Genomic DNA, 1229 nt, shown 5'->3' with positions numbered 1-1229 from the left:
AGCACCGAGGAGATGCGAGAGGCCATGGTCGAGGCCCGCAGCCTCTTCGAGGCACTGGCCACCGCGCAACCCGCCAACACCGACCTGCGCCATACGCAGTCCATCGAAGGCCGCAGCCACCCGTCGTGGACACCCGGCAGGCGGCATGCGAAGGGAAGTGGCACATCATGAGGTACGACCCCGAACGCGCACAGCAACCCGCAACCGCGGGTCCGACATCCGCGAAGCAGCGCGCCCCACAGGCACCCCCCGCCGAACCGGTCCGCACACCGCACCAGCCCGGCATCAGCGCCGACAACCCTGGTCAGACCCCGACGGCGATGCTGATCCCGCAGGGCGACCGGGACAAGATGACCATGCGCCTCCAGCAGGCCCTCAGCACCTTCGTCGAAAACCCGCACCAGGCGGTCCAAGAGGCCGACAGTGTCTTCGAGGAAGCCGCCACCCACCTGACCGACGTCCTCACTGAACGGCGCCGCGCCCTGCGCGCAAGCTGGCAGGACCAGGGCACCGAAGTGCAGACCGAGGAACTACGCCTCGCACTCAGGCAGTACCAAGAGACAACGGAACGGCTGCTGCGCATCTGAACCAGGTCGGGCCCGTGACACGGGCCTTCTCCGCGAAGCATCAGTGCAGGCCAGGCGTGTCACGGCCCTTCGTCCACCGACCTCACGGTCCAGCAAGTACCGCAGGAGGTTCCTGCTTGGTTGATGGTCGCGATGAGGAACTGTGGAGGGTTCGTCAACGGATCCTCCACCTCGATCCAGAGGTCGTGGCCCTCCAGCTGCAGAACGACGCCATCCCGGTTCGGCACGGCGGTCCAGGTCGTATGACCCATGCCGCTCGACAGCGTCGTCACCACCGTGCCGAACTCCGCCGCCCGCACCCCCAACAGCCTGCCGGTCGCCGCGTTCCTCAACTGAATCCCTGCTCCGCGGACATCCACGGACCAATACTCACGAGGACCCTGCACAGGACCGAGCATGGCGACGGCCTCACCTGCGACATCGACCGCCCCCAGCACCAGACCCACATCCGACTGCAACGTCACAACGCCAGCCAGCAGCACCATCGAGTCCCCTGTCCCCACGATCCGGCGCCGAACGCGGGCAGCCTCACACACCCCCGCCCACGTCACAACCGCATCGATTCGGCCACTCCATCCGCCTGCAGTGGACAACGGGCTCGCAGCAACGGGCGATCGTCAGGCCGACGCGGGGGTGCAGCGA

General features: G+C 67.4%; 2 protein-coding genes. One reads left to right on the top strand and one right to left on the bottom strand.

Going from position 1 to position 1229, the window contains the following annotated elements:
* Positions 1-167 precede the first annotated feature (167 nt).
* The gene (locus ACZ5CR_RS43835) at positions 168-587 is read left to right on the top strand and encodes a hypothetical protein (protein WP_468868870.1); all 420 of its coding nucleotides are present in this window, start codon (positions 168-170) and stop codon (positions 585-587) included.
* Positions 588-646: 59 nt separating this feature from the next.
* Here ACZ5CR_RS43835 and ACZ5CR_RS43830 read toward each other — a convergent pair whose 3' ends face one another.
* A complete protein-coding gene (locus ACZ5CR_RS43830) occupies positions 647-1072 on the bottom strand; it encodes a hypothetical protein (protein ID WP_468868867.1) in 426 nt (141 codons plus the stop codon).
* Positions 1073-1229 lie beyond the last annotated feature (157 nt).

The sequence above is a fragment of the Streptomyces sp. NPDC031274 genome (assembly GCF_055570235.1).
Note: the sequence above shows the minus strand (reverse complement) of the source record. Positions and strands in the feature narration are given on the sequence as shown.

Bases quoted from the DNA above. Each gene is read 5' to 3' on its own strand.
- ACZ5CR_RS43835 (WP_468868870.1), top strand. From the start codon at position 168: ATGAGGTACGACCCCGAACGCGCACAGCAACCCGCAACCGCGGGTCCG.
- ACZ5CR_RS43830 (WP_468868867.1), bottom strand. From the start codon at position 1,072: ATGGTGCTGCTGGCTGGCGTTGTGACGTTGCAGTCGGATGTGGGTCTG.